General features: G+C 37.1%; 26 protein-coding genes. 12 read left to right on the top strand and 14 right to left on the bottom strand.

All coding sequences use genetic code 11. From position 1 onward, the window contains the following. The first annotated feature begins 31 nt into the window (after positions 1-31). Both BM207_RS10875 and BM207_RS10880 read left to right on the top strand, forming a co-directional pair. Complete coding sequence (locus BM207_RS10875; protein ID WP_090993857.1) at positions 32-1,165, top strand: hypothetical protein; 1,134 nt, start codon at positions 32-34, stop codon at positions 1,163-1,165. A 207-nt stretch (positions 1,166-1,372) separates the two neighbouring features. Beyond that, positions 1,373-2,353, top strand: a complete 981-nt coding sequence (locus BM207_RS10880; protein ID WP_090993859.1) for a hypothetical protein — start codon at positions 1,373-1,375, stop codon at positions 2,351-2,353. Here BM207_RS10880 and BM207_RS10885 read toward each other — a convergent pair. The 3 genes from BM207_RS10885 to BM207_RS10895 are packed head-to-tail and all read right to left on the bottom strand — an operon-like array spanning position 2,301 to position 5,403. After that, on the bottom strand, positions 2,301-2,927 hold the full coding sequence (locus BM207_RS10885; RefSeq protein WP_090993971.1) for a rhomboid family intramembrane serine protease: 627 nt from the start codon (positions 2,925-2,927) through the stop codon (positions 2,301-2,303). The genes BM207_RS10880 and BM207_RS10885 overlap by 53 nt on opposite strands. Positions 2,928-2,931: 4 nt before the next feature. Continuing rightward, positions 2,932-4,674 (bottom strand): M14 family metallopeptidase, encoded by a 1,743-nt coding sequence (locus BM207_RS10890; RefSeq protein WP_090993861.1) that lies wholly within the window; start codon positions 4,672-4,674, stop codon positions 2,932-2,934. Positions 4,675-4,734: 60 nt separating this feature from the next. Further along, positions 4,735-5,403 carry an outer membrane beta-barrel protein gene (locus BM207_RS10895; RefSeq protein WP_090993863.1) on the bottom strand — a complete coding sequence of 223 codons (669 nt, stop codon included), beginning with the start codon at positions 5,401-5,403 and terminating at the stop codon, positions 4,735-4,737. A 77-nt stretch (positions 5,404-5,480) separates the two neighbouring features. On the opposite strand from BM207_RS10895, the gene pepT reads away from it, so the two are divergent. Then, positions 5,481-6,737: a peptidase T gene (gene pepT, locus BM207_RS10900; RefSeq protein WP_090993864.1), complete on the top strand. Its 1,257-nt coding sequence runs from the start codon at positions 5,481-5,483 to the stop codon at positions 6,735-6,737. Here the strand turns inward: pepT and BM207_RS10905 are convergent. The 3 genes from BM207_RS10905 to BM207_RS10915 are packed head-to-tail and all read right to left on the bottom strand — an operon-like array spanning position 6,734 to position 8,754. Next, positions 6,734-7,414, bottom strand: coding sequence for a class I SAM-dependent methyltransferase (locus BM207_RS10905; protein WP_090993866.1), 681 nt, complete (start codon positions 7,412-7,414; stop codon positions 6,734-6,736). The genes pepT and BM207_RS10905 overlap by 4 nt on opposite strands. A gap of 12 nt (positions 7,415-7,426) precedes the next feature. Next, entirely contained in the window at positions 7,427-8,524 is a 1,098-nt protein-coding gene (locus BM207_RS10910; protein WP_090993868.1) for a mechanosensitive ion channel family protein, read from the bottom strand. Positions 8,525-8,547: 23 nt separating this feature from the next. Beyond that, positions 8,548-8,754 carry a hypothetical protein gene (locus tag BM207_RS10915; RefSeq protein WP_090993870.1) on the bottom strand — a complete coding sequence of 69 codons (207 nt, stop codon included), beginning with the start codon at positions 8,752-8,754 and terminating at the stop codon, positions 8,548-8,550. Between the two features lie 459 nt (positions 8,755-9,213). On the opposite strand from BM207_RS10915, the gene BM207_RS10925 reads away from it, so the two are divergent. From BM207_RS10925 to BM207_RS10965, 9 genes are all read left to right on the top strand, one after another. Then, positions 9,214-9,837 (top strand): DUF1579 domain-containing protein, encoded by a 624-nt coding sequence (locus tag BM207_RS10925; protein ID WP_090993874.1) that lies wholly within the window; start codon positions 9,214-9,216, stop codon positions 9,835-9,837. 133 nt (positions 9,838-9,970) lie between these two features. Next, positions 9,971-10,414 carry a 50S ribosomal protein L13 gene (gene rplM, locus BM207_RS10930; protein ID WP_090993876.1) on the top strand — a complete coding sequence of 148 codons (444 nt, stop codon included), beginning with the start codon at positions 9,971-9,973 and terminating at the stop codon, positions 10,412-10,414. 16 nt (positions 10,415-10,430) lie between these two features. Continuing rightward, positions 10,431-10,817 carry a 30S ribosomal protein S9 gene (gene rpsI / locus BM207_RS10935; protein WP_090993878.1) on the top strand — a complete coding sequence of 129 codons (387 nt, stop codon included), beginning with the start codon at positions 10,431-10,433 and terminating at the stop codon, positions 10,815-10,817. Between the two features lie 20 nt (positions 10,818-10,837). Beyond that, the gene (gene rpsB, locus BM207_RS10940; protein WP_090993880.1) at positions 10,838-11,686 is read left to right on the top strand and encodes a 30S ribosomal protein S2; all 849 of its coding nucleotides are present in this window, start codon (positions 10,838-10,840) and stop codon (positions 11,684-11,686) included. A 26-nt stretch (positions 11,687-11,712) separates the two neighbouring features. Beyond that, positions 11,713-12,558, top strand: a complete 846-nt coding sequence (gene tsf, locus BM207_RS10945; protein ID WP_090993882.1) for a translation elongation factor Ts — start codon at positions 11,713-11,715, stop codon at positions 12,556-12,558. Between the two features lie 117 nt (positions 12,559-12,675). Beyond that, on the top strand, positions 12,676-13,773 hold the full coding sequence (gene nagA / locus BM207_RS10950; RefSeq protein ID WP_090993884.1) for an N-acetylglucosamine-6-phosphate deacetylase: 1,098 nt from the start codon (positions 12,676-12,678) through the stop codon (positions 13,771-13,773). Positions 13,774-13,837: 64 nt separating this feature from the next. After that, entirely contained in the window at positions 13,838-14,545 is a 708-nt protein-coding gene (gene pyrH / locus BM207_RS10955; RefSeq protein ID WP_090993885.1) for a UMP kinase, read from the top strand. A 42-nt stretch (positions 14,546-14,587) separates the two neighbouring features. Next, positions 14,588-15,151, top strand: a complete 564-nt coding sequence (gene frr, locus BM207_RS10960; RefSeq protein ID WP_090993887.1) for a ribosome recycling factor — start codon at positions 14,588-14,590, stop codon at positions 15,149-15,151. Between the two features lie 103 nt (positions 15,152-15,254). Next, positions 15,255-17,006: an ABC transporter ATP-binding protein gene (locus tag BM207_RS10965; RefSeq protein WP_090993889.1), complete on the top strand. Its 1,752-nt coding sequence runs from the start codon at positions 15,255-15,257 to the stop codon at positions 17,004-17,006. Here the strand turns inward: BM207_RS10965 and BM207_RS10970 are convergent. The 8 genes from BM207_RS10970 to BM207_RS11005 form a co-directional block, all read right to left on the bottom strand. Continuing rightward, the gene (locus tag BM207_RS10970; protein WP_090993891.1) at positions 17,003-18,295 is read right to left on the bottom strand and encodes an MFS transporter; all 1,293 of its coding nucleotides are present in this window, start codon (positions 18,293-18,295) and stop codon (positions 17,003-17,005) included. The genes BM207_RS10965 and BM207_RS10970 overlap by 4 nt on opposite strands. A 64-nt stretch (positions 18,296-18,359) precedes the next feature. Further along, the gene (locus tag BM207_RS10975; protein ID WP_090993893.1) at positions 18,360-18,752 is read right to left on the bottom strand and encodes a group III truncated hemoglobin; all 393 of its coding nucleotides are present in this window, start codon (positions 18,750-18,752) and stop codon (positions 18,360-18,362) included. Between the two features lie 35 nt (positions 18,753-18,787). Next, complete coding sequence (locus tag BM207_RS10980) at positions 18,788-20,065, bottom strand: hypothetical protein (protein ID WP_090993895.1); 1,278 nt, start codon at positions 20,063-20,065, stop codon at positions 18,788-18,790. Between the two features lie 46 nt (positions 20,066-20,111). Continuing rightward, positions 20,112-20,744, bottom strand: coding sequence for a thiamine phosphate synthase (locus tag BM207_RS10985; protein ID WP_090993897.1), 633 nt, complete (start codon positions 20,742-20,744; stop codon positions 20,112-20,114). Between the two features lie 19 nt (positions 20,745-20,763). Beyond that, a complete protein-coding gene (locus BM207_RS10990; RefSeq protein ID WP_317040305.1) occupies positions 20,764-23,211 on the bottom strand; it encodes a TonB-dependent receptor in 2,448 nt (815 codons plus the stop codon). Positions 23,212-23,456: 245 nt separating this feature from the next. After that, positions 23,457-23,993: an AAA family ATPase gene (locus tag BM207_RS10995; RefSeq protein WP_090993901.1), complete on the bottom strand. Its 537-nt coding sequence runs from the start codon at positions 23,991-23,993 to the stop codon at positions 23,457-23,459. After that, positions 23,977-24,597, bottom strand: coding sequence for a nicotinamide riboside transporter PnuC (gene pnuC, locus BM207_RS11000; RefSeq protein WP_090993903.1), 621 nt, complete (start codon positions 24,595-24,597; stop codon positions 23,977-23,979). The genes BM207_RS10995 and pnuC overlap by 17 nt, the downstream gene beginning before the upstream one ends. Positions 24,598-24,834: 237 nt before the next feature. Then, complete coding sequence (locus BM207_RS11005; RefSeq protein ID WP_090993905.1) at positions 24,835-25,356, bottom strand: hypothetical protein; 522 nt, start codon at positions 25,354-25,356, stop codon at positions 24,835-24,837. Between the last annotated feature and the right edge of the window lie 136 nt (positions 25,357-25,492).

The raw sequence follows: 25,492 nt of genomic DNA on the forward strand, positions 1-25,492 counted from the left end.
CAAATTAATTGTTCATGTTAACGTAAAGGCCATGAAAACTATTTCAAGATTACGGTATTTTATTTATTTATCCATACTAATTGTTGGATGTACCACCGGAAAAAACGCATTACAAAAAGGCAACTATAACACATCAGTTGTTAAGGCCGTAAATCGCTTACAAAACTCACCTCAAAATAAAGAAGCGCGAGAAGTTCTGGCATCAGCGTACGAGCTTTCATTAGCACAACATTTAAGAAACATCGATGAAGCAAAAATGTCCTCAGATGTGTTGCGCTGGGAATCCGTAATCAGCGCTTACGAGCAAATAAACCAGTTAAGCAACCAGATAAATAGCTGTCCAGCATGTCTTACTGTGGTCCCCAATCCACAAAGATTTATTGCCGAACTAGCCGATAGCAAGTTTAAAGCAGCTGCAGTACGCTATGCTTTAGGGGTTCAATTATTAAATGCTGGTGATAAGTTAAGCGCTAGAAAAGCTTATCAAAACTTTGAAAGAACCCAACAGCTATATGCCAATTACAAAGATACCCAGCAAAAAATAAATGAAGCTTATAACGCTGCGGTATTGAAAGTAGTGGTACAACCTGCCAGGGTTAACAGTGAGTATTACCAGGAGGGGAATGAATATTTCCAACAAAGGGTAAGTGAGTGGATGAATAATTATCAATACAATAAGTTTGTCATCTTTTATGATGAGCGACAAGCAAGCAAACAAAGAATTGTTCCAGACCAAATTATGCGCTTAAGATTTGATGATTTTGTAGTTGGACAAACTTATGTGAAGGAACGTGTGGAGAAATTAGCAAAAGATAGCGTTAAGATAGGAGAAAGTAGAGCTAGTGGACCAATTTACGGAACTGTAAAGGCCACCTTAAGTATTTTTGATAAAAAAGTAGCTTCATCGGGTCTGTTAGATATGACCGTGATAGATTACAATAGCAATAAAGTTGTTCGTCAGCGAAAATTGACTGGTACCTATGTTTGGGAAGACCAATGGGCAAGTTATAAAGGAGACGAAAGGGCATTAACCAAACATCAATTAGCAATTAGCAAAAGGAAAGAAGTAATGCCTCCTTCGCCAGGTGCATTGTTTGTAGAATTCACTAAGCCTATTTATAGCCAATTGATAAGCGAAATCAGTAGTTTTTACAACAATTATTAATATTTAAAGTCTAAATAATTCCCTGTTGGCTTAAGTATATTGGCTATAAGAGTTTAGTATGTTGTTAGACTATTGTTAGAGTTTACTCAGACTTTGTTAGACCCTAGCCTGATAAAACTCAGGTGGTTATCATTAAATTTACGAATAAGTTATAAGAATAGGTCGAATTTGTAGAAAATGAACTATAATGCCTAGTTTTGCATCATCATGAATACTGCAATCTATCAACCGTTCAAAAGCTTCGATTTTAAAAACCAACTGTGTTTCCTAAGTGGCGAGAGCCCTGTTGAACCGAGTCGTGTTTTGCCAGAATGGTTAATCAAAATGGCTAATTTAACTGGCGACGAACAGATAAAGCTTTTGGATGAAAGTATTCGGACCTATCAAAGTTTAACCGTTCCAACAAGCCCCCAGGTGTATGCTAATTTTATATCTCCTTTGGAAAATAAAATAGCTGCGGCCTTTGAAAAGGGATATGCAGGATTAGCGAACTTGGAAGACGTAGACTTATTTAATTGGATAGGTAAGCTGATGTATAGCTTTCTGTATATCGAAATGCAAGGCGCGATCCGTTTAAATCAACTTAGCGGCGACGGCATGAATATGTCGCAAGGGTTAATGCATAAATTTGGCAATCTGCACACTATGCTGCAGGGTATTTACAAGCCAGTTGTTTTCGAAGAATTCACTCCCTGGTCTATCATAATTGTTCCTTTAGCAGAAACAAATACAGCATTTAGTTTCAGAGACGAAATTAATACGCTAACCTTTTCATTAAAGTTTAAAGATTTTGGTATAATCGCTTGTTTACAAGATAATGGAACAAATAAAAGATATCATCACGAAATTCTTGAATCTATAAATGATACAAAGCTGTCAGAACAACAGTTTGAGGAAATAGCTGCACGTTTCTTTTACTCCGCCTATCTTTTTAATCGCTTGCCGGAGTATAATATTATGCCCGCACACGGCACCATTTATATAGATGCAATGCCGCTTAAAGGCACACAAAATAAAGCGCTTTTTGATGTTTGGGCGCACAAAACATATGCGCAGGTGCTAGAGAATTTTTGGAAACCCTGGGGGCATACCTTGTTCGAGATTATCAAAGACCCGAGTGCCCCATTGAGTTATTTTAACGACCCGCATTTACCCACACACTTAAGATTTTTAGAAAATGAGGGATAACCCCTGGTACAAAAATCACCGTAAAAATTAGCCCGCTGATTGCACCAAAAAAGTGTGCATCATGGTTAATATTGTCCCTCGACTGTTTGGACATATAATAACAATATATTAAATACAATGCCCCAAAGATGATTGCGTGAATTCCGAAAGGAATAGGGAAAATCATAATCTTGCTCAACGGGTCGAATAAAATAAAACTAAATAAGACCGCACTGATGGCGCCTGATGCACCTAAGCTATTGTACCAAAAATGGTCTTTGTGCTTCATTACTGATGGAATATCGGCCAACACCATACTTAAAAAATAAAGTACGCCGAACTGCCAATGGCCGATCAGTATTTCTAGTTGAAAGGCAAACGCAAGGAAGGTAAACATATTGAAAAAAAGGTGCATCCAATCGGCATGAATGAACCCGCTCGAAATAAAAGTAAACAGCTTTCTACCCTTAGACACCGAATAGGGGTGGAGCATAAATTTGCCATATAATTGCTTATCGTTGAAGGCGTAAATGCTGGTAATTATGGTGAAAATAAAAATTATCGAAGCTACAGGAGTTTCATTTAGATATTGCATCATCTTATTTTAAATTTAACTTAATGTCATGTTGCATTCTTCCGATAGGATAACGCATAAAGGTTTTTTCAAAGTAATCAGAATTTTTGTAAATAAAATCTAATTGTCCTCTGCCGCTTTTTGCTAGGTCTGGATTTTTTTGTATTTCCGCCGCTAACTTAAGCTTCAGCTCAGGGTCTTTTTTTAATAGTTCGGCTGCGGTATCTTCAAAAACATAAGATGAATAACCTTCTTTTTGACCTAAAATGGAGTCGAAAAAGTTCCAGTTAAAGAATGAATCGACCGCTTGTGGCTCTAAGGTTTCCACAATATATCTATTGCTTGCTTGGTTAACGTAAATAACATAGTCGCCTTGGTAAAATTGTACGTTTTGCATCACAGGATTTAAATTAACAGCTGAATGTTGGTAATGACCTTCGTAAGGCCTCGTGCTCGTTTTCATTTCTCCAATATAATACATTTGCAGACTGAGTTTTACATCTGTTGCAAGCTGATGCATTTTTACATTGTTTAATTTAAGTAACGCAATTACTTTATCCCAAGCTTTTGGTATAACATAAGCAATGGGTTTTGTAACGGATATACTTGGCTCAAATTTGTCCCAATACTTTATGTACTTCGTAAACGGAGCATCTCTATCATAATATAATCTATTTATGCCACTTACTTCACTAGGTTTTTGTTTAGCAGCAAAACCCTTAAACGCAATGGTGTCATAAACTGAGCGGTTTAATTTCCAATCTAATGGAAAATCGTTCTGTTGTGCGGTATAAGCATCAGCTTTGCGTTTATTTTCCCCAATAATTTTAGCATCACGCTTAATTATATCAATATAAGTTTGTAGTAATTTTTGGGTCGATTCCACACGTTTATCATATGATTTTAACATGTGTGTTTCGGGCATAAAGCCGATGGTGTTATGCAAAGCTACATAGCCAGTAGAATAGCGAGGGGCTTCTATAAAACCTGTAATTCCACTTTCTGGAGTTTCACTTATAGAATTTACATAGGGGATGAGTTCAAAACCTTTGCCTTTCATGTGACTATACAGATCTGGTACTAATGTTTGGGTAAGGTAGCTAGATAAAATAGAATTTAGCTTGTCCTTTTGAGTCGGAATAAGCGTCATTGTATATTGATAGTCGGCCCCATTACTGGTATGCGTATCTACAAATATTTCTGGTTTCCAAGTGTTGAAAATTTGCTGAAAAGCCTGTGAGTTTTTAGAATCCGTTTTAATGAAGTCTCTATTTAAATCGTAATTCTTACTGTTACCTCTAAAGCCATAAGCAATTGGACCATTTTGGTTAGCTCTAGAAGTCCCGCTGCGGTTGTGACTGCCATCAATGTTATAGATAGGAATAATACAGATGACCACATTTTCGGGAATTGCATTGTTTTTTAGCAGGTCTCGGGCAAGCATCATACTTGCATCTATTCCTTCTGGTTCACCAGGATGGATTCCATTGTTTATGAGAAGAATTCTTTTATCGCTTTTTCTCACCAAAACCGGATCGAATACCTTTTGCTTCGATAAAACCATTAGATGCAGGGGTTTGCCAAAATCGGTATTGCCATAAGTGAGTAATTTTGCCTGCTGCGGAAAGGCTTTTGCTAATTGCTCATAATAAGCGATAGCCTCGCTATAATGAGCAGTTTCTTTTTTATTGCTCCGTTCAAAAGGAGTTAATTGTCCGAAGGATTTTAAGGATAAAAACAGAAGAAACAAAAAGGCTATTCTTTTCATAATATAAAAAATAAAATATTAGCCCCTAAATTAGTTTTTTATGCGGAATAAATAACAAAACTATCTTTTTCTATCTAATCCTAATGGACCGAAATTATATTTTATGCCGACCGAAAAAAAATTATAAATGTCGTTAAAATTGCTGTATGGATTTAAATCGTCATCAATTCCATCTTCTAAAGAGATGGTAGCCTGGATATTCAAATTAAGAATAAAACGGCTATAACCCCAATGGTTGAGGAAATAAAAATTTATCCCTGCATTGAAAGGAAAAATAACCTCTTTACTTTTACTTTTATAAATATTTCTTTCAGCAACATCTACATTGTTCTTGATAATTCCAACACCAGCACCAGTATATAAGCCTCTAATACTTTTAAAAAAAGGGTGATTAAGATCTCTAGCACTCATAAATTCTCCAGCATACACCTTGGTGTTAAAGGTCATAGTATTATACCTGTTTAAATATCTTGTATTGTTTTCGCCGCCTTCTAATTTTCCTTTTTGTACCTCAGCACCTAAAGTCGTAAAGGGTGTTAAATAGTAATCAAGCGATGCATTGGCGGCATAACTGATGAGTGTTTTTTTGGTGTCAGCATAAGTATTGGTTAAACCAAAACCAGTTCCAATGCTAAATTTATAGAAATTAGATTGGGCGAATAATCCGTTGTTAACGCAAAAAAAGAGTAAGAAAAGAGTTATTTTTAAGCGTAGGGTTAAATGCGGCATCTGCGGGGCTTGATATTTATGTGGTCGCCAAAATTAAAAATCTTTGTTGTATTATTTTTATACTAATTTTGAAATCTATGTTATTCTATCAAAATAAAGGGCAAAATCTTCAGAGTAGATTTATCAAATATGCTAAAATTGATACCCAATCCGACCCTTCCTCAAGCACTCACCCTTCTACCTCAAAACAAAAGAATTTGGCTAAAGTTTTGGTTCAAGAGTTAATAGAATTAGGAATTGATGATGCAGCTTATGATGAATTCGGTTATGTATATGCAACACTTCCCTCAAACGCTATAAAAAACGTTCCAGTACTTTGTTTTTGTTCCCATATGGATACCTCTCCAGATTGCAGCGGAGAAAATGTAAAACCAATTATTCATCACAATTACCAAGGGGAAGATCTGGTGTTGCCAGACGACCACAATGTAGTTATACGACTTAGCGAACATAAAGATTTAAACGCTCAAATAGGGAACGATATTGTTACGGCAAGTGGCACAACCCTTTTAGGTGCCGATAATAAGGCTGGCCTGGCTGAAATAATGGAAGCCATTGCTTTTTTCAAAGCTAATCCCCAGGTTAAACACGGGACAATAAAAATTCTCTTTACACCAGATGAAGAAATCGGAAGAGGAGTGGATAAAGTTGATCTTCAAAAATTGGCTGCCGACTTTGCGTACACAATTGATGGCGAAACATTGGGCTCAGTAGAGGATGAAACTTTTTCTGCAGATGGAGTGAAGCTGGTTATTAACGGGGTGAGTGCACATCCCGGTTTCGCAAAGGGTAAAATGGAAAGCGCAATTAAAATTTTGACAGCAGTTGTGTCTGCTTTGCCAAAAGATAGTTTAACGCCAGAAATGACAAGCGGTAAAGAGGGTTTTATTCACCCGGTAAGCATTAACGGTAATGCCGAGCGGGCGGAGGCAGAATTTATCATAAGAGATTTTGATGACTTGTTGCTGCAATCACATGAGCTTACATTAGAAAATGTGGTTAAAGAGGTGTTAAGTAGCTATCCAAGTTCGAACTATGAGTTAGTGGTTACAGCGCAGTATCGAAACATGAAAAAAGTATTAGATCAATATCCGCAGTTAATTGCTTATGGTATTGAAGCGATTGAAAGAGCCGGACTAATACCTATAAAAAGAAGCATAAGAGGCGGAACCGATGGATCGAGATTGTCATTTATGGGACTGCCTTGTCCTAATATATTTGCAGGTGAACACGCTTTTCACAGTAAGCAAGAGTGGATTTCTGTACAGGACATGGAGAAAGCTGTTCAAACCATTATCAATATCGCTTGTATCTGGGAGGAGAGAGCGAATTAACTAATCGTTAAACGCGCTAAGTATTGATCTTCCCCATCTTCGAAGATTATCTCGCACTTCCAACCATTTTGGCTAGCTGTTAATTGTAAGGTTTCCTGATCAAGGTATAACCAATTGAACCAATCTCCTTTTTGGCCTTGATATTCATAACAATAGCTTATTTCTCCAAAGTATCCCTCAGGTTTAGGTAGCTCTTCGTATAAATAAGAAATATCTGAACTATCGAATAAGAGCTGTCCATTTGGATGAATAAGCTCTTTGGCTTGAGAAAGAAAGGTCACAAAGCAGGCCAATGTTTCCGTTAAGCCAATACCGTTCATTAGAAATAATAGTGTATCGTATTTATCTTTAGTTGAAAAAATGCTTTGTGTGAGAGCTTTTTTTACACCCCGGTGCTTCATTATGTCTACAGCATCAGCAGAAATATCGATGGCAGTTATATCAAAGCCAGCTTTCTGTAGTGATAAAGCGTGACTTCCCGCACCGGCACCAACATCTAAAACTTTACCGTAACATAAATTAATTGCTTGAAGCTCTAAAGGAGGCATTTCTTCTTCGGATCGAAAAAAAATTTCCACAGGCATTTCCTCCACATCTGCATAAGAATTGTGTAGCCATAATATGTCTGCATCTCCTTTTTTGAAAAATTCAGTAAGTGCCTTTCCAAAAACATCCATCAATCAAAAGTACTAAATATTTTTTGTAGGAGTATCGTTCGTGTTCTTCTTTTCTGATATATCTATACGGGTTTTAACTAAACTTTCAGGATAATTTCTTTGTACAAAAGCGAGCATTGCTTCTCGAATGTCGCAACGAAGATCAAAGGCTTTACCAGAGTTTTTAGCACTCATTAAGAAACGCACTTCAATAACGTTATCCTTGCAGTCTGTAACCTGAACAGCACTTGCACGTTTGTCCCAGAGCGGATGAGCCTTTATCAATCTCGTAAACTCATCCCTTAATGGAGAAATTGGCGTAGCGTAATCCAAATACAAGAATACAGTCCCCAGCAACTCGGCCGACACCCGGGTCCAATTCTGAAAAGGTTTTTCGATGAAGTAGGTAATCGGTAAGATCAGGCGTCGTTGATCCCAAATGTTTACAGCAACGTAAGTCAAAGTAATTTCTTCTACTTTACCCCATTCTCCTTCTACCACTAACACATCATCTATGCGAATAGGTTGAGTGAACGCAATCTGAAAGCCTGCTAACAGATTACCAAGAGATTTTTGTGCGGCAAACCCGATAATGATGCCTCCTATTCCGACACCCGTAAGTAGACCCGCGCCTATTTTACGCATGCTTTCAAAGCTTAATAATATAAATGCGGCAGTAACAAGAACAATGATAACAGCAAAAAATTTCCTAATAAACTGTAGTTGTGTTCTTATTTTTCTTTCTCTTAAATTGTCTTCTTTATTTAAGTCATATGCATGGTAGGCAAAATCTTGTAGTACTTTAGTAAATCTTAATAAAAGTATAGCAAAATTGATGGTTAGCAGAACTGCTAGAACCCGGCTTATTTTAAATGCAAGTTCGTCAGAAATATACATGAAATTCAGGGAGAGATTGAGCAAGAATAGGGGGAGAAAGAACCCCATTGGAGCACTTAAATGCTTAAGTATTGACTGAATTTGAAAGTTTGCCCATAACCTTGCTACAAACTTGAAAGACGCACGAAGTACATATTTCAGAACAATGCCAAAGATTATCGCAGCAATTGCTATAATTAAATTATGAAAATTGTTTGATGGTTGAAAACTAAATAAATTTTCACTGACGTCCATATAGTCTAAAAGGTTACTTTAACTTAAGTCGCCGAGCTGGTTTTTGCTAAGGCATCTTTCAGCAACCCGCTAACTTTTCCTAAACTGCCTTTTGATTGTGATAACACATCGCAGAGCCAATCGCTCATTTTTTCTTTCATATCATTTTTATCTGATAAAACTAAAGCAATTCCAGCACCTAGTGCTGCTCCCGCTAGTAAACCTGTTAGTATTTTCGTTTGCTTTGTCATAATCAATGTTTTTAATAATTTAGTAACAAATAGGCTTTTAAATTGTTTATTTTTTTTATGCTACACAAACTCTCTTACCTTAATTTATTCTTAGCCATAGTTTACGGCTTAATTTATTTAAAGAGTGGCACGTTTAATTCTGTTTCAGGAATTCTGATGATTATCATTTTTAATTGGCTCGCTCTTAGAAGCTATCAACTTGATAATTATAAATGGAAGCTTTGGCACTATTCAATCGGACTTTGGATTTTGTATTACCTATCTACTTTATTTTATGGATTTATAAACATTTTAGGTGCGGTATTCGAATTTGATTTTATGAGCAATGACACTGCTTCGTATTTAACGATAAGTTTTACTTTTTGTCTCCTAGTCATTACACAGCTGTTTATGTATATGTATAAGAATTATAAACAATTGAAATATAATTAATTAACTTTATTTCCTAATTTTAAAAACATGAAAATTATAAATTTAGCTTTCGGCGCGGTTTGGCTACTTGCAGTAGCCTGTAACAGCGAAAAAAAAGGTAACACCACTGATAGCAATACTTCGGATTCAGATACGACTAGCATGCCGGTTGACACCGCTGCCATGAACAAGGCTTGGGTAAATTATATGACACCAGGAGAAGTGCATAAAATGTTGGCAAAATCTGATGGTAAATGGGAAGCAGAAATATCATTCTATTATTCCCCCGATTCTCCAAGTGTGAATAAAGCAACCTGTGAGAATAAGATGATTTTGGGGGGAAGATACCAACAAGGAACTTATAAGGGTATGATAGACGGAATGCAATTTGAAGGTGTAAGCACTTTAGCTTATGATAATGCGAGAAAAATTTATTTGAGCACTTGGATTGATAACATGGGAACCGGTATCATGCAATTAGAAGGAACTTATGACGAGGCATCGAAAACAATGAATTTAAAAGGCAGTGCTACTGATGTTGTTACAGGGAAGGATATTGCTGTTCGTGAAACTTTTAAAATGGTAGATGATAATACTCAAGTGATGGAAATGTTTGAAACTAAAGAAGGAAAAGAAATGAAAACTATGTCGATTTTGTTAAAAAGAAAGTAGTAAAATAAACCGATAGTCTCCCGCTAACAACTTTTTTCTCTCAAGCCTTTGCTTATTAAACTATTCTGTCTATCTTTGCAGTCCCTAAAAAAGAGGGATATTAAATATTTTTTAACAAATTAAATAAAAGCAAGTGAATACGTTAAGTTACAAAACTGTCTCTGCCAATGCAAAAACTGTTAATAAACAGTGGGTTGTTGTTGACGCACAAGGAGAGATTTTGGGGCGCTTGTCTTCTAAGATCGCAATGATCATTAGAGGAAAACACAAGCCAGAGTTTACCCCAAACGTAGACTGCGGTGATAACGTTATCGTTATTAATGCAGACAAGGTAAAATTGACCGGGAATAAATTTACTGAGAAAGAATACATTTCTTACACAGGATATCCAGGTGGTCAAAGATTCATTTCTCCAAAAGAGTTAATGGCAAAACACCCTACTCGTGTTATTGAGAAGGCTGTTCGTGGAATGCTACCTAAAAGTCGTTTGGGCAAAAAATTGTACACCAATCTTTTTGTTTACGCAGGTTCGGAGCACCCGCATGCAGCACAATCACCAAAAACCATTACACTTTAATTAAAAGAGAAAAGAAATGTCAGTTACAAACACTTCAGGAAGAAGAAAAACTGCAGTTGCCCGTATCTATTTAAAAGAAGGCAACGGCACAATTACCGTTAACGGTAAAGACCACAAAGTATATTTCCCTACCTTACCGCTACAATACATTGTTAACCAATCATTCGAAGTTTCGGAGTTAATTGGTAAATATGATGTTACTGTAAATGTAAATGGCGGAGGAGTAAAAGGACAAGCAGAAGCAGTTCGTTTAGCTATCGCTAAAGCTATTGTTGAATTAGATGCTGAGAAAAAACCAGCATTACGCGCTAAAGGGTTAATGACCCGTGATATGCGTATGGTTGAACGTAAGAAACCAGGACGTAAAAAAGCACGTAAGAAATTCCAATTCAGTAAACGTTAATCTTAAAGGAGACAAACACAATGGCAAGAACTACATATCAAGACTTATTGGATGCAGGTGTACACTTTGGTCACCTTACCCGCAAATGGAATCCGAAAATGGCACCATATATTTTTATGGAACGCAATGGAATTCACATTATAGATTTAAATAAAACTTTAACTAAAACTGAAGAAGCTGCAGCAGCGATTAAACAAATCGTGAAGTCAGGTCGTAAGATCTTATTTGTAGCAACTAAGAAACAAGCTAAAGAAATCGTTGCTGAACAAGCAAAAAAAGTAAATATGCCTTTCGTAACTGAACGTTGGTTAGGTGGCATGTTAACCAACTTTGCAACGGTTCGCAAGTCAATTAAAAAGATGGTTACCATCGATAAAATGACTAAAGATGGTACATACTCTATTCTTTCTAAGAAAGAACGCTTAATGATCCAACGTGAGCGTATTAAATTAGAAAGTTTATTAGGGGGTATTGCAGATTTAAACCGTTTACCGGCTGCAATTTTCTTAATTGACGTTAAAAAGGAGCATATTGCTGTAGCAGAAGCGATGAAATTAAACATCCCTACTTTTGCAATGGTTGATACTAACTCTGATCCATCAAGCATCGATTTCCCGATCCCTGCAAATGATGATGCTACTAAATCAATCTTATTGATTACTGACGTAATTATCAAAGCAATTGAAGAAGGTTTAGATGAGCGTAAACGTGAAAAAGATGAAGAAGCTGAGAAAGAAGCTGTAGCAGTGAAAGTTGCTGCTGATGCTCCTGAAGCAGCTGCTACACCTAGAGAAGCGGGTGCTAAAAGACCAACTAAAAAAGAAACTGCTGAAGCAGAGGCTTCATCAGAAGAGTCTACAGAAGGATAATAATATATCATATAAATAAAGAAAAAATGTCTACAGTACAAATTACTGCCGCAGATGTAAACAAGTTACGCCAACAAACCGGAGCCGGGATGATGGATTGCAAAAAAGCTTTGGTAGAAGCCAATGGCGATTTCGAAGCTGCGGTTGATTTATTGCGCAAAAAAGGCCAAAAAGTATCTGCCGCTCGTTCTGGTAATGCTACCTCTGAAGGTCTTGTATCAATCAGTGTTTCAGCAGATGGTACTAATGGTAAATTAGTTGCTCTAGCTTGTGAAACTGAGCCAGTTTCTAAAGTTGAGGATTTCCGTAATTTAGCTCAGGCTGTTTTAGCTGCAGCAGTTGCCAACAACCCTTCTTCTATGGAAGAATTATCATCAATTACTTTGGAAGATGGACGTACAGTTGCTGAAACCATAACTGAATTAACCGGAAAAATCGGGGAAAAAATCGTTATTCAAGAGTACGCAAATGTAACTGGTGAAAAAATCGTTTCTTATATCCATTCTAATGGTAAAATGGGTGTTTTAGTAGTATTTGAAGGCGCTAATGGTATAGATATTACTGAAGCAGGTAAAGACGTTGCTATGCAAATTGCAGCAATGAATCCTGTTGCAGTTGATAAAGATGGTGTCGATCCAGCTACTATCGAGCGTGAAATTGAAATTGCTAAAGACGTAATTCGTGCAGAAGGTAAACCAGAAGAGATGGTTGAGAAAATTGCTGCAGGTAAATTGAATAAATTCTATAAAGATAGTACCTTGTTAAACCAGGAGTTTGTTAAAGATTCATCAAAAGATGTGCGTAAATTCTTAAACGAAACAGCTAAAGGATTAACAGTTACAGCGTTCAAACGTGTACAATTAGGAGCGTAATTAGCCTCTAATTATGATAAAAAGTCGGTTCAAATTTGAACCGACTTTTTTTATGTTAAAAGTTCCGCGATCAAAATATTACCTTCGTAAAGAGTATTAGAAATTTAACCGCTTAATATGATCCACACGTTTGATAATTGTAACTATTTTAATGGAGATGTCATAAAACCATTGCAAGCGTTGGAAATTGTAGACGGTCAACTTAAATCAGTTACTGAACAATCAGATTTTTCAAAAAGCGAGAACCTATTAGTTCCAGGCTTCATCGACCTCCAAATTTATGGAGCTGCAGGTAAATTATTTTCTTCCGAACCTACTGTTGAATCATTAACAATTATAGAAGATGATCTTCTAAAAAAGGGTACAACTAGTTTTTTGGCTTGTATTGCCACTAATACCCCATCGGTTTTTAATGCCTGCATTAAAGCCGCCAAAGCTCACAGGGAAGTTGCTAAAAATTGTTTTGGACTTCATTTAGAAGGACCTTTCCTGAACCCTAAACGTAAGGGTGCTCATGTAAATGAATTTATCCGAAAAGCTACACTCGATGAAATTAAGGCATTGCTCGATTTTGGAGACGGCGTCATTAAAATGATGACCATAGCCACGGAGCTACAGGACGAAAAAGTTATTCAATATTTATTGGATCATCACATCGTAGTTTCTTTAGGGCATAGCGATGCTACTTTTGAGCAAGCAACACAAGCCTACAATATGGGCGTGCAAACCACAACCCATTTATTTAATGCAATGTCGCCCCTGCATCATCGAGACCCCGGTATTCCAACGGCGATATTTAATCATCATAAAGCAATGGCAAGCCTCATTGTGGATGGTAACCACGTAGATTTTGAAGTTGTAAAGATTAGCCAAAAACTATTAAGAGAAAGAATGTTCTTAATTACAGACGCAGTAACATCCTGCTCCTCTGGACCCTATCAACACCGTTTGCTTGGGGATAAATTTGTAATGCCCGATGGAACGTTATCAGGGTCATCTTTAACAATGCTGCAAGCAGTTAAAAATTGTATAAATTATTGTGATATTGATTTAACGGATGCCTTAAAAATGAGTTCGTTCTACCCAGCCAAATTAATAGGAGAAGATAAAGTAAAAGGAAAAATCCAATCTGGTTATCAGGCTGATCTATTAGTTTTGGATAAAGAACTAAGCTTAAAGCAGGTGATATTTAGAGGTGAAAAGATCAACAGCTAAATAATTACATCAATTGTTTAAAAGCATAGCAGCTAAGTAAAAAATTGTTAATATTTTTGAGGTCATGAAGTATAAACGGATTTTATTAAAATTGAGTGGCGAATCGTTGATGGGCGAGATGCAGTATGGTATTGATAACGAACGTGTTAAGCAATATGCAGAAGATATTAAAGCAGTTCACGATAAAGGTCTGGAAATAGCCATCGTTATAGGTGGAGGTAATATTTTTAGAGGGTTAAGTGCTGAAAAATCTGGAATGGATAGGGCACAGGCTGATTATATGGGCATGCTAGCCACCGTTATTAATAGTATGGCTTTACAAGACGCCCTGGAAAAAGTAGGTTTGAAAACCCGTTTGTTGTCAGCCATTAAAATGGAGCAAATTTGTGAGCCATTTGTACGTCGAAGAGCCATACGCCACTTGGAGAAAGGTAGAGTCGTGATTTTTGGTGCAGGAACGGGAAATCCATATTTTACTACAGATTCTGCAGCAGCATTAAGAGCGATTGAAATTAGTGCAGATGCAGTTTTAAAAGGTACCCGAGTTGACGGGATTTACACTGCAGATCCTGAAAAAGATCCTGCGGCAGTAAAATACAGCGAAATTTCTTTTAAAGAAGTTTATGCTAAAGGCTTAAATGTAATGGATATGACTGCCTTTACACTTTGCGAAGAGAATAAAGTTCCTATCATTGTATTTGATATGAATAAAAACGGCAATTTTATGAAAATCGCCAACGGAGAAGAAATCGGCACCCTGGTTCAAGGTTAAAATCTAACCAATTTTTATATTTTTGTATAAATACTACACATTATGAATGACCTCATAAAGAAACAATTAGAAGATGCTCAAGCTACAATGGAAAAAGCAATTGCCCACTGTGAAGCTGAATTAACTAAAATAAGAGCTGGAAAGGCATCTGCAGGCATGCTTGATGGTATCATGGTTGACTATTATGGTAATCCAACTCCGTTAGCACAGGTTGGAAGTATCAATACACCAGATGCCCGGACACTTATCATTCAGCCCTGGGAAAAACAATTATTAGTTCCTATAGAACGTGCTATTATGGAAGCTAATATTGGCATTAATCCCCAGAATGATGGTGTAATTATTCGCTTAGTAGTACCTCCTTTAACAGAAGAGAGACGTAAGGAGTTGGTGAAAAAAGTTAAGGAAGAAGCTGAGCGTGGAAGAATTACCGTAAGAAATATCCGTAAAGATGCCAATACAAAAATCCAGAAATTGAAAGGCGAGGGCATTTCAGATGATGAGATCAAGACTGGAGAAGGTGAAGTGCAAAAAATAACAGATGCTTATATCATAAAAGTTGATAAACACGCAGAAGTGAAAGAAAAAGACATAATGACAATTTAAACTTTGACAATCTTTAAAAGATTGTCAAAGTAATACAATATAAAAGGGAATGTTGCTAAGCTTCATTCCCTTTGTTTATTTTTGAGCCCCAAACAAAAAGAAGATGAAATTATTACTCCAATACTTAAAGGCACACAAGTGGATTGTAGCATTAGCATTATTTCTAGCGGCTATGAACATCGGATTTTCATTAATGGACCCGGCAATTACGGGTAAATTAATGGATAGATATATCACTAAGGCTCATCTTTACCAGTCAGATAAGAGTGCTTATATCAAGGGAGTACTCGAATTAATTGGTTATGCAATTGGAGTTGCAATGGTATCCCGAATCGCTAAGAACTTTCAGGACTATTTTACGAGTATTATTATCCAAAAGGTTGGTGCTAAAATGTATGCAGATGGCCTTAAACACTCGCTTGAACTTCCTTATCAGGTGTTCGAGGATCAAAGAAGTGGAGAAACCTTGTCTATTTTACAGAAAGTTAGAACTGATAGTGAAAAGTTCATTACATCTTTTATTAGTATTCTCTTTATCAGCTTTATCGGATTATTGTTCGTCATAGTTTATTCGCTTTCTATTAGCTACAAAGTAACGCTCGTTTATGCCGCCTCTATTCCAATCATTAGTTTTATCAGTTGGTTTTTGAGTAGAAAAATTAAGGTCATACAACGCTCTATTATCTCAGAAACTACGGCGTTGGCAGGTTCAACAACAGAGTCGCTCCGCAATATTGAATTGGTTAAAAGTTTAGGCTTAGCGGACCAAGAAATCGGCCGTTTAAATACCACCACGTATAAAATTTTAGGGCTGGAACTGAAAAAGGTTAAATATGTTCGAAGCATGAGCTTTGTGCAGGGAACAACTGTAAACTTAGTGCGAAGTACCATGATTGTCGTATTGCTCATGCTAATTTTTGAAAACAACATCACACCGGGTCAGTATCTGTCGTTTTTATTTTATTCTTTCTTTTTATTCGGGCCCCTGCAAGAAATTGGAACCGTAATTTTGGCCTGGAGAGAGGCTGAGGTGTCATTAGGTAATTTCAAAAAGATTTTAAACACACCCATTGAACACAAGCCTTTGAATCCAGTCATCGTGCAGAAAATTAATGCATTGTCTTTCGAAAATGTAAGTTTCAGACACTTGTCTGGCAAAAATAACGCGCTAAATAATATCTATTTTAATACAAAAGAGGGCGAAACAATTGCCTTTGTAGGCCCTTCTGGCTCTGGTAAAACGACCTTGGTTAAGCTGTTAGTCGGCTTATATCAACCCGTAGAAGGAAAAGTGTTGTACAACCAAGTTTCGGGAAAGGATATTGATTTAAATCTATTAAGAGAAAAAATTGGCTTTGTAACCCAAGACACCCAGTTGTTTTCGGGAACAATTAGAGAGAACCTTCAGTTCGTTAAGCCAGGAGCAAGTGATGAAGATTGTATGCGGGTTTTGCATCAGGCAGCCTGCCAAAACCTTTTAGCACGTGCTGATAATGGATTGGATACCATAATTGGCGAGGGCGGCGTGAAAGTGTCTGGAGGTGAAAAGCAGCGCCTTTCTATAGCAAGAGCATTGTTACGTAAACCGGATATTTTAGTTTTTGATGAAGCAACTTCCTCCTTGGATTCGCTAACAGAGGAAGAAATTACAGCTACAATACGGGATGTTTCAGAACTTACTAGTCAGATTACTATTTTAATCGCCCATAGATTATCAACCATTCGCCATGCGGATCGGATTTATGTATTAGAGAAAGGTAATATCATTGAGCAAGGGAAGCACGCGGAGTTATTGGCAGAAAAGGGCTTGTACTTCGCCATGTGGAGGCAACAAGTTGGAGAAAGGGTCGATTAAACCTGATCCTCAATTTTTTCTGCAGGTTTTATGTCAGCTAAAGTTAAGGGTAATAAATTTTTGGTTTTGAAATAAGTAATTGCGGCAATCCCCAAGGTCATACTGCCTCCAAACACCACTGCCGGAACAGTACGCATTAACTTTGCGGTTAAACCCGATTCGAACGCTCCAATCTCATTAGATGAGCCAATAAACATGCTATTTACGGCCGATACCCTGCCTCGCATTTGATCTGGTGTAAGCAACTGCATAATTGTTGAACGAATCACTACACTCACACTATCAAATGCACCTTCGCAAAATAAGAAGAATAAAGTGAGGTAGAAACTAGTGGATAAACCATAGCATATTATGCTTAAACCAAAACCCGTAACGGCAATTAACAAATTGCGCCAAGGTTTATTCATCGGCGAGAATCGCGTCATGATTAACATGGTAATCACTGCGCCGATTGAGGCTGCAGCTCTCATATAGCCCAAACCTTCGGAGCCAACTTTTAAAATATCCTCAGCAAAAACAGGCAGCAATGCTACTGCTCCTCCAAAAAATACGGAGAATAAATCAAGGCTTATCGCGGCTAACATCATTTTGCTTTTAAAAACAAAATTAATTCCTTCTTTTAAACTCTTCACAATACTTTCTTTGGGAATGAATGTGGGCGGGTGCGTTTTTAAAAAGAAAATGCAGATGAGCGAGAATATAATAAAGCTAATGATTACCATATAGGTAGGCGTTATTCCATAAAACGCATAAATCAATCCTCCTGTTAATGGACCTAAAATTGAGGCCATTTGCCAGAAAGAGCTACTCCATGTACTCCCATTGGCATACAAATCTTTGGGAATAATCTGTGCCATTAATGAAAATGTTGCCGGACCGAAAAAGCCTCTCGCTAAGCCCACCCCAAATATCATCGCATACATGATGGGCACGATGTAGCTTGTTGGTACGTAAGCATGCATTCTATTGGAAGTAACCACTAACATGATGATGGAACACAACAATACTCCGGCAAATATTTTTAATAATAATCCTCTTTTTTCAGTCTTATCAGCTATATATCCTCCGTAAAGCGCTATGCCAATGGCGGGAATTGCTTCGCAGAGACCAATTAGACCCAATGCCAAAGGATCTTTTGTGAGGTAATAGATATGGAAACCAATGATTACTGCCTGCATTTGATAAGCAAAAGTGAAGAAGAAGCGCATTCCGATATAGGAGCGAAATTCTCGATAACGCAATGCCGCGAATGGATCTTTTTTTTCTACAATGACAGATTGTTCTTCCAAAGTGATTTATTTTTAAAGTTCGAATAGCACAAACGGACAGTCAAACCGTATGTCTGAGTCCTCGCTAAATTAAGGGTTGAGCCGGGTTATTTTTATAATAATCCAATTTATATTGAAACATTTCGCTCATCTTGGATGCCCTCCATTTTGCTTCATCAGCCTTTGCACCTACAAAATTTTCATCTATAGTTTCGTTAAATAACTTGATCCATGTATCGAAGTGCTGTTTTTCAATAGGCAATTTAGCATGCTTTAAAAAGGGACTACCGGCGTACGCTTGGGTATCCAACAAAAGCGTTTGCCAAAAACCATACATTTTTTCTAAATGAATAGGCCATTTATCGCCAATCACCTCATTAAAAATAGGAGCTAAAAGCGAATTATCGCGAACTTTGCCATAAAAATTATCGACCAATAATTTTACGTCATCTAAATTGAGAATATCAGCGTTTTTCATTGTTGCAGACAAAGATAAGACGTTCTATTTAAAGTCTATCTATTATAGGGATATTCGTTTACCCAATTAAACTTCCTGTTGATTAACTTGTACTTTTTAAGGTCTACCTTTTTTAAAATAATAGTGGTAGAGTCACGGTGCAATATTCCATTTAAAATGATCCTGTCTCCACCAGAGAAACGATATTTAAAGAGACTTTTCTGCGTTTCATCATTTGGATTGTCGTTAAACTTAATTTGTTTAGTAAGCGTGTCGACTTTAACTGAAACATATTCTGTTGAGTCATTCATAAACTTTATTCTTACCCAATCCTTAGTTTGGATAATCAGTTCCCTCCATCTCCCGTAATCGGTTGTAAGTGGGGGCAGGTCCACTTTGTTAATCGTGAACTGTTCAACCTCATAGATGCCGTAAAGTGGAGGTTTTACCGCCAATTCACCATATTGTTTCGAAGCTTTTAGAGACCCGTTAATAAGAGTTAATGTAAAGTAAATAATTACTAAATATTTGAAAGCATATAGCGCATAGAACATCCATTTTTTCCTATAAACAGGAGCTTCTATAATTTGTAGACTTACCGAATTTCCTGTGAGGAAAAACTGTATGATTTTTTTTAGATACGGAGCTAAAATGAAAAGGCACATCACTACGAGGGTAGTTGAAAGTATTTTCACCGGGACATCATAAAAATAATTCATACTCATCACATGTACAGAGGCGGCTAGGCTCAAAAATGCCCCCACAACCATTGTCCGGCGGAATAGCAACAAGACAGATGAAACCTCAATAATGCCCATGAAAATATTATAACCTTTGGAATAGCCAAGAAAAGTCCAAGCTAAACCCATGGGAGACGAATCACCGTAAGCCTGGGTTAGACGGGATAAATAAGGAGATGGAAACTGCAGTTTAATGATCTTAACCATCCCGTAATTAATGAGCGTAAATGCTACATAACAACGAACTAATACCAATAACCAATAGTATAACTTATTGTAGTTTTTTCTTTTGTAATCAATGGCCGACCACAGGCCTGCAGCAATAACCGAAACGATTGTGCTGAAAAGAAGTAAGACATAGTCATAACTGGTATCGCCACTGCCATTGGTAAAGATGGTATAATCATACTCATAGCCAACCACATTCGCGGAGAACCAAGGGATGAATTGATGCATCCATTGTATTGGGTATTGAGCTAAAACATTGAAAAAGGGGAAAGCGCCGTTATTATTAAACGTAATATAAAGCACAAATAAAATAAAGAACGCCCTAAAGCTATATTTTTTAAAAAAACTCCATTGAGCGTCATTCATAATCAAAACTACTTTATTTAGCCGAACATCGCAAGCGCCTATTTGTCTAAATTACAGCATTATAAAAATCTTGATAGGCTAATCTTAAGTCGTCAGCTTGGTTTATGGCTGAAGATACTGCAATTCCATAAATACCCGTGGAAAGTAATGAATCTGTATCCTGTAAAGTAACCCCTCCAACTGCTAAAATTGGTAGTTCAAGAGCCATCGACTTTAATGTTTGGGAAGCCTCAAGATACCCCTTAACGCCAAGTAATGGGGCGTTATTTGGTTTCGTTGTGGTAACCTTAAAAGGACCAAAACCGGCATAATCTGCGCCCTCTTTCGCCAAGCGGATTAAATTTTCAATAGTGTTTGATGATCCGCCCAGAGTAAACGCTTCTCCAATATGTTTCCGCAGTGCGATAAAATCTGCATCCATATCTTCTATATGAAATCCCTGAATATCTGCCTTCCCTTTCAAATGGATATGATCTGTTACAATCAACGTAGCACCCCAATCGTCACAAATTTCAGCAATGATGTGAATGTCTGCCAGAAGATCTTTATCATTTTTGCTTAGGCAGCGATATTGAATCCATTTTGCTCCAGCCTCACAAGCTAATTGCGCCTGATTAATATGCGTATGCTGTGGAATGTCATGGGTAATAAAATGTAATTTCTCAATAAACTTTTTCATGCCAAAATTGCCTTTCTCTTTAAAATTTCAAATTTAAACTCAACATTAAGTTCGTGCCCGATTGCGCAAAATAAAAGTTCTCGGTAGTTAATGAGCCTCCACTAAAATAGCCGAAAGTGTATCCGTTGCTTTCATATTTTTCATTCAGCACATTATTGACTAACAATGCGAGATTGATATTCTTAAAACCTTTTAAATTAAGCGTATAGCCAAACCGTGCATTGTTAACCCAATAGGCTGCTAATTTGCGAGTATTATTTTGAGTGTTGTCTAAATATTGCCCGCCAACATGCTTAGATTGCCAACTTAAAGCTAGTGACTTCGTGGGGTTGTAAACTAACTCCCCAGAAAGGATTGAACTCGGAGAAAAAGAAATGGTCGTATTGGTGTAAGTGTTTTCTTGCTGACCGCCGTTGTCATAGTCATCTATAAACTCGGTAAAATGCTTAATTTTATTGCGGCTCAAGGAAGCGTTGGCCAATACAGAAAACTGATCGTTAAGTCTGCAGGTCGCATCAAATTCAACGCCTATGCGGTAGCTATCTGCCACATTCTGTCTGAAATATTCTCCTACATCATTGATTTTCCCAGTAGTTACTAGCTGATCTTTATACCACATGCCATACAAATTTAAACCACCAGCTAATTTGTCTCCGTTGAAACGATAACCAGCTTCCAGATTATTTAGTTTCTCTGGTTTAGGGATTGTGCCAGCATTCACATTTATATAGTCATCTCTTCCAGGTTCTTTGTTAGCGACACTTAATGATGCGTAAACGTTTGAATTTGTCGAAATAAAATAGCTTGCTCCAATTTTTGGATTAAAAAAGTTTAGCTCATCTTTAACGTTTAGTTGATATATATTCTTGTCAGTTCCCAGTACATCATAATAAATGCGACGATATTGTAAGTCAGCAAAAAGATTTAATTTTTCTGTAGGATTATATCCAACCTTTAAGAAGGTGTTAAAGTCGGTTTTAAATCCGTCATTGTCATAGTAATGCCTATCATTTGTACCATTGCTGGCATATTGCGCATAAATAACCTGCCCAAAATGAGCACCTTTGTATTCGTTATATCCACCGCCTAGTGTTAACTGCCAGCCAGCGCTAGGTTTATAATTGAAAGCATAAGTAAAACCATAAAAATCATTATCCAACCATCTTCTTCGAATTAAGTCCGTTCTACTGATTGTAGTTCCATCAATTACTACTGGCTGAAGACCATAATTGGTTAATTTTTGAGATTCCTTAAATTCTTCATAATAACCTTTACCGGCGGTGTAGTGTAATGCTCCGTTGAAAGAAAATTTCTCATTAAACTGTTTCGCATAGAGCAATTGATAATGATCCTGCCAATAATTGTCGGTCTGATCCTGATAAGTAAAACTGTTATAGGTTCTACTATTTGAGTTCAATAAGTTTGCAGCATCGGCAGAGTTTAACTCATTTCTAGCAATGTAGGCATTCATCCTAGCCACATCTCCGTTTAAGCGAGATTCGGGAATTCCATTCCATGCCTGGTAAGTTTTTTCACTTCCTGAAAATACATTAACTCTAAGTAAATCAGTTTTTCCGTGATAAGCTCCTGAAACAAAATAAGATTTTAAATTAGAAGCCGCTCTATCTATAAATCCATCAGATTTAATGCGAGATAAACGCCCATCAAAGCTCCATTGATCATTAATTAAACCTGTTCCAACTTTAACGGTATTTTTCCAGGTGTCAAATGAGCCGTAAGTGTTATTAATTTCCGCATAAGGATTGCTTTCCCCAGCCGTAGTTTGGATATTTAAGCTTCCTCCAAATGCACCTGCCCCATTGGTTGAGGTACCAACACCGCGCTGGATTTGAATATTGTCAACTGAAGACGCAAAATCAGGCATGTTAACCCAAAAAGTACCCTGACTTTCGCTATCGTTATATGGAATACCGTTAAGCGTAACATTTACTCTTGTAGCATCACTACCGCGGATGCGAATTCCTGTGTAACCTACTCCAGCTCCAGCATCGGAGGTTACCACTACACCAGGCGTATTATCGAGGATGAAGGGTAGATCCTGACCGAAATTGTGCTTAGCGATAGTTTCCTTATCAATATTCTTAAAGGTGGCAGCAGCATTCGATGATGCGCGGGTTGCGCTCACCACAATTTCGTTCGCCAAAAAGGTAAGCGGTGTTAGCTTGAAGTTTAAGGTGATATTTGCTTGCAAATTAATTATTTGTGTTTCACTTTGATATCCCAAAAAACTAGCGGTGATCGTATAATCGCCTGCGGGTAGGTTTTTTAATTCAAAATGACCATTTTCACTAGTTGAAGCAACTGTTTTTCCTTTCAACCGGATGGTTGCACCATTTAAAAAATTGTTAGCGTTTTTTTCGGAAACAGTTCCCGAAATGTTGAACTGCGCCATCATGAGTAGCGGGCACAATAAAGCAGCTAATACTGCCGTCGTAATTTTTTTCAATTTATTTTTCCTTTAGTTAAACCTGCCGATAGTAGGGGTACTCCCGACTCTAGTTAAACTCTATAAACCATTCCCTACGCCAGCATTATCTGGATCAGGTGCATTCAGAACTTTCGCTCTAAAATGGGTATTTTCTCAGCCCGTATTTGCGTTTTTTACAAAACAAGGCACCCCTTATTGATGTTGCAAAGGTAAGCTAAAAGGATTGGTAAAAAAAATGTTTCCGAAATAGATGTCTTTATGTTTTATAAGACCTCACTTCTTAAAAATCCATCAATGGCTTCAATTACATTTTGTAACCGATCGTTAAGTCCACCAACCACTACGTAATTGGCATTTAAAAACTTCAACTCTTTATGCCATACAGACATAAAATGTTCACGCATATGTGGGAAATCTCTTAACGGGTCTTCCATCCATGGTAAATCGATATCCAGTAGTACATAAAAATCGTAAGGCTTAGCTTGTAAGGCATCCGTTACAATTTGAGGAGTCTCACCGAGCATTTCGTCGCTCCATATTTTAACCGTTAAGAAAGTTGTATCACAAATAATAAAATCGCTTTCAGTTATTGCCAAAACAGATTCTTCAAGTGCCACCTGACCATGAAACATGTTGATTTCATCTTGCAGTGTACAATCCGCAGTTAATGCAGCACAATAATAACGCGCATATTCAGGAACCCAGGGTACTTGGTAGTGCTTCGCCAAAGCTTTGGAAATAGTCGACTTCCCCGTGCTTTCGGGGCCAACAATAGCTATTTTTTTAATTGCGCTGTTCACGATAAGTTTTTCTCCAATCTAAATACCCCATTGTAGCAATGCCGATATATAAAGCGTACATCAATCCGGTAGCATACAGGTCTTTAGAAAAATACACACCTACGTAAATTAGGTCAACAAAAATCCAAATCAACCAGTTTTGCAATACTTTTCTAGCTAAAAAAATTTGTCCAATCAAACTACAAGCCGTGCAAAAACTGTCTATAAAAGGAAATGAGGCATCAGTTTGCTGATATAATAAGAAGCCCAGTGTGATGGTAAATACAACTGCCCCCAATACAGATAATAAAATTTCCCGCGTAGTAATGATAGTAATTGGACGGGATTCTGTTGGGTTATTACGCTGTTTACTCCAAAAATACCAACCATAAACATTCATTACAAAGAAATAGAGCTGCAAACCCATGTCTGCATATAGCTTTGTCTCGAAAAATATAAAGATATAAATGATTACGCTCACAATGGCCACCGGCCAATTCCAAATATTGTTTTTTGCTGCTAACCAAACACATAAAATGCCGGTAAAAACACCGCACCATTCTAGTATTCCAGTTCCAAACAAAAAATGAGTAATGCTTTCACGAAAAGTTTCGATTAATAACATGCTTCAAAAGTAGGAAATAGAATTAGCATTGAAGCCTCCCGCTTTGACAAAGTTAAAATACTAAGATTCCCATCCTGTACAAGTTTAGTTTTCAACATTTTTTGCTGTCCGGTCTAGTATCCAATATTTCAATTTCCTTTAGAATCAAAAAATCCGATAGGGAACAACCCCTACCGGATAATAAACCAAACAAACTATTTATGAAGAATATCCTCAAAGAATGAGGAAGCTTTAGATCTATTTTGTATTTGGCGAAGAACTTAAATTAATGGCCGCTCTCACACTTACATCACTTGTTAAATTGTTTCTTAACACATATTCCAATTTAATTCTCAAATTGTTTCCTTTAACGTACTCATCAATAAAACGTGAGTTGTCTACATCTAGTACAAGATTGTTGCCAATATTTTCAGACACATCACTTCTTGACGCTACCATGACTTCTGCGCCACCATCGTTAATAATATATAATTTAACAGATTTAAATACTCCTAAATTCTGATTACTCGGATTGCTTGCATCTAAACGCGCTGAAGCGACCCTCACTTCTTTAATGTAGGTGGCTCCATTTTGATTTCCGAAAATCTGATCAAAACTGCTAGCCGTGCTTGTAGCCACAATTGTTGTATTACTTTTGGAGCTCATAGGCACAACTAAGGTGGCCGTATAAGGGAACGTAGACTTGATGATAGACTGCACCGTGCCACAGCCCATGTTAGCACTTATAATACAAATAAGAATTATGATCGCTTTTTTCATAATAGTTAATTAACAAATAATTATTCAGAAAGTTTTGTATAGAAAATGAAATTTCCAAAAGGCAGAAATGTAGGGATTATCATACATCTACCTGTTTGCCAATATTCTTTAAAACAATATGAAAGGGAAAGTGTTG

This window comes from Pedobacter insulae (assembly GCF_900113525.1).
In the GTDB taxonomy this organism is placed as follows: domain Bacteria; phylum Bacteroidota; class Bacteroidia; order Sphingobacteriales; family Sphingobacteriaceae; genus Pedobacter; species Pedobacter insulae.